This window comes from Rhizobacter sp. (genome assembly GCF_031412495.1).
GTDB lineage: Bacteria > Pseudomonadota > Gammaproteobacteria > Burkholderiales > Burkholderiaceae_C > Schlegelella_A.
On record NZ_JANODC010000258.1, the window covers coordinates 1 to 3,508 of the forward strand.

The 3,508-nt window shown below is 66.0% G+C and carries 3 protein-coding genes; all 3 read left to right on the forward strand.

The window, feature by feature from the left end; translation table 11 throughout:
• The coding region (locus AC30N0_RS09920; protein WP_489517758.1) for a 4Fe-4S dicluster domain-containing protein at positions 1-805 on the forward strand (805 nt) is incomplete at its 5' end.
• Positions 793-2,634, forward strand: a complete 1,842-nt coding sequence (locus AC30N0_RS09925) for a 2-oxoacid:acceptor oxidoreductase subunit alpha (RefSeq protein WP_489517759.1) — start codon at positions 793-795, stop codon at positions 2,632-2,634. The genes AC30N0_RS09920 and AC30N0_RS09925, both read left to right, overlap by 13 nt.
• A gap of 7 nt (positions 2,635-2,641) precedes the next feature.
• The coding region (locus AC30N0_RS09930) for a 2-oxoacid:ferredoxin oxidoreductase subunit beta (protein ID WP_489517760.1) at positions 2,642-3,508 on the forward strand (867 nt) is incomplete at its 3' end.

Genomic DNA, 3,508 nt, shown 5'->3' on the forward strand with positions numbered 1-3,508 from the left:
GCTGGTCCCGTCCGGCGAACCCGACCAGCACTTCGAATGCGACGACGTCCTGGTGGCGGTGGGCCAGGAGAACGCCTTCCCCTGGATCGAGCGCGACCTCGGCCTCGACTTCGACGAATGGGGAATGCCCAAGGTCGACGAGGTCACCTTCCAGTCCACCCTGCCTCGGGTGTTCTTCGGCGGCGACTCGGCCTTTGGGCCCAAGAACATCATCTGGGCGGTCGCCCAGGGCCACGACGCGGCCATCTCCATCGACAGGTTCTGCCAGGATCAGGACGTCCGCGACCGGCCGGCCCCGGGCACCTCGATGGTCAGCCAGAAGATGGGCATCCACGAGTGGAGCTACGACAACGACATCTCCAACGACCTGCGCCACCGCGTGCCCCTGCGGGAGAAGGGCGAGTCGCTGAAGAACGTGAAGCTGGAGGTCGAGCTGGGCTTCGATCCCCTGCTGGGTTTCGCCGAGGCGCAGCGCTGCCTGAACTGCGACGTCCAGACGGTGTTCGCCGAGCCGATCTGCATCGAGTGCGACGCCTGCGTCGACATCTGCCCGGTGGACGCCATCACCTTCACCGCCAATGGCGAGGAGGACGACCTGCGGATGCGCCTCAGCGCCCCGGCTCTGAACCTGACCCAGGACCTCTACGTCTCCGGCGAGCTGAAGACCGGCCGGGTGATGGTCAAGGACGAGGACGTCTGCCTGCACTGCGGCCTCTGCGCGGAGCGCTGTCCCACCGGCGCCTGGGACATGCAGCAGTTCACCCTTGAGATGACCCATGCGGGGGAAAAGCCATGCGCCCGCTAGAGGCCGTCAACGACTTCGTCGTCAAGTTCGCCAACGTCAACGGCTCCGGCTCGGCCAGCGCCAACGCCATGTTCGCCAAGTCCTTCCTGCGGATGGGCGTGCCTGTGGCCGCCCGCAACATCTTCCCCTCCAACATCCAGGGCCTGCCCACCTGGTACGAGGTCCGCGTCACCGAGGCCGGCCACCAGGGCCGGCGTGGCGGAGTGGACATGATGGTGGCCATGAACCCCCAGACCTGGGACCGGGATCTCGCCGAGATCGAGCCCGGCGGCTACCTGTTCTACGACAGCACCAAGCCGCTGCCGCCGTCGAAATTCCGCCAGGACATCACGGTGGTGGGCGTGCCCCTGACCGCGATGTGCAACGAGGCCTATTCGGTCCCGCGCGAACGCCAGCTGTTCAAGAACACCATCTATGTGGGCGCCCTGGCGGCCCTGCTGGACATCGAGATCGGGGTCATCGAGCAACTGCTGGCCGAGCAGTTCGCCGGCAAGGAGCGGCTGATCGCCGCCAATGTCGCGGCCCTGCACATGGGCGCCGACTATGTGAAGGCCAACCTCACGCCCATCGGCCTGCGGGCCCGCCGCGCCGACAAGGTGGGCGACCGCATCTATGTCGAGGGCAACATGGCCGCCGGCCTGGGCGCGGTCTATGGCGGGGCCACGGTCTGCGCCTGGTACCCCATCACCCCGTCGACCTCGCTGGCGGAGGCCTTCACGAACTACTGCGGCAAGCTGCGGCACGATCCGGTGACCGGACAAGCTCGCTACGCCATCGTCCAGGCCGAGGACGAGATCGCCTCGATCGGCATGGTCGTCGGCGCCGGCTGGAATGGCGCGCGCGCGTTCACCTGCACCTCGGGACCGGGCGTCTCGCTGATGCAGGAGTTCATCGGCCTGTCCTATTTCGCCGAGATCCCCGCGGTGATCTTCGACGTCCAGCGCGCCGGCCCCTCGACCGGGATGCCGACCCGCACGCAGCAATCCGACGTGCTGGCGTGCGCCTACGCCTCCCACGGCGACACCAAGCACGTGCTGCTCTTTCCCGAGGACCCGCGCGAGGGCTTCGAGATGGCGGCGCAATCCTTCGACCTGGCCGACCGCCTGCAGACCCCGGTGTTCGTGCTCCTCGACCTCGACATCGGCATGAACGAGCGCCTGTGCGAGCCCCTGCGGTGGGACGACACCAAGGCCTACGACCGCGGCAAGGTGATGAGCCACGCCGAGCTCGAGTCCGGCAAGGATTTCGGGCGTTACCTCGACGTGGACGGCGACGGCATCCCTTTCCGCACCTATCCCGGCACGCATCCGACGCACGGCGCGTATTTCACCCGCGGCACCACCAAGGACCGCTACGCCCGCTACAGCGATGCCGGGCCCGATTACATCGACAACATGCAGCGCCTGCTCCGCAAGTTCGAGACGGCGAAGTCGATCGTGCCGAAGCCGCTCTTGTATCCGGCCGAGAAGCCGGCCCGCTTCGGCGCGATCTTCTACGGCTCGACGAGCCCTGCGATGCAGGAAGCGCTCGAGGTCCTCGGCGAGCGCGGCATCCACGTCAACGCGCTGCGCGTGCGTGCTTTCCCCTTCCAGGAAGAGATCAATGACTTCGTCGCGTCGCACCCGTGGGTGTTCGTGATAGAGCAGAACCGCGATGCGCAGCTGAAGACGATGCTCGTGAACGAAGCGAAGGTGAACCCGACGCGACTCCTCTCGATCTGCCACTACGACGGCACGCCGATCACCGCGCGCTACATCGTCGAGCAGATCTCGCAGCACGCAGCCGCGCGCACAGTCGTGCCGCTGAAGCGCGTATCGAACGCAGGATAGGATACCCATGACGTATCTCGCAAAACCCAAGCTTCACCACCCGACGCTCGCGAAAAACAAGGTCGGTTATGTCCGGCGGGACTACGAAGGCAAGATCTCGACCCTGTGCGCGGGCTGCGGGCACGATTCGATCAGCGCCGCGATCGTCCAGGCGTGCTGGGAGCTCGATATCGAGCCACATCGCGTCGCAAAGCTCTCGGGAATCGGGTGCTCGTCGAAGACGCCCGATTACTTCCTAGGCAACTCGCACGGCTTCAACAGTGTCCACGGGCGCATGCCGTCGGTGCTGACGGGCGCCAACCTCGCGAACCGCGACCTCCTTTACCTCGGCGTCTCGGGCGACGGCGACTCGGCCTCGATCGGCATCGGCCAGTTCGTCCACGCCATCCGGCGCGGCGTGAACATGGTCTACATTGTCGAGAACAACGGCGTGTACGGCCTCACCAAGGGCCAGTTTTCGGCGACCGCCGACAGGGGCTCGAAATCCAAGCGCGGCATCGCGAACATGGACGAGCCCCTCGACCTCATCGGGATGGCGCTGATCCTGGGCGCGACCTACATCGGGCGCAGCTTCTCGGGTGACAAGCAGCAGCTCGTCCCGCTCATAAAGGGCGCGATCGAGCACAAGGGCGCCGCGTTCATCGACGTCATCTCGCCGTGCGTGGCTTTCAACAACCACGCAGGCTCGACCAAGAGCTACGAGTACGTGCGCCAGCACAACGAAGCGGTGAACCGGCTGGATTTCATCGAAAGCCGCGACGAGATCACCGCGGAGTACGCTCCGGGTGAAGTGGTGCAGGTGATGCAGCACGACGGCTCGGCCATCCGGCTCCGGAAGCTCGCCGCCGATTACGACGCCACGGATCGCATCAAG

Excerpts from the sequence above, each read along its gene's own strand:
- AC30N0_RS09925 (WP_489517759.1), top strand. The coding sequence starts at position 793 with ATGCGCCCGCTAGAGGCCGTCAACGACTTCGTCGTCAAGTTCGCCAAC.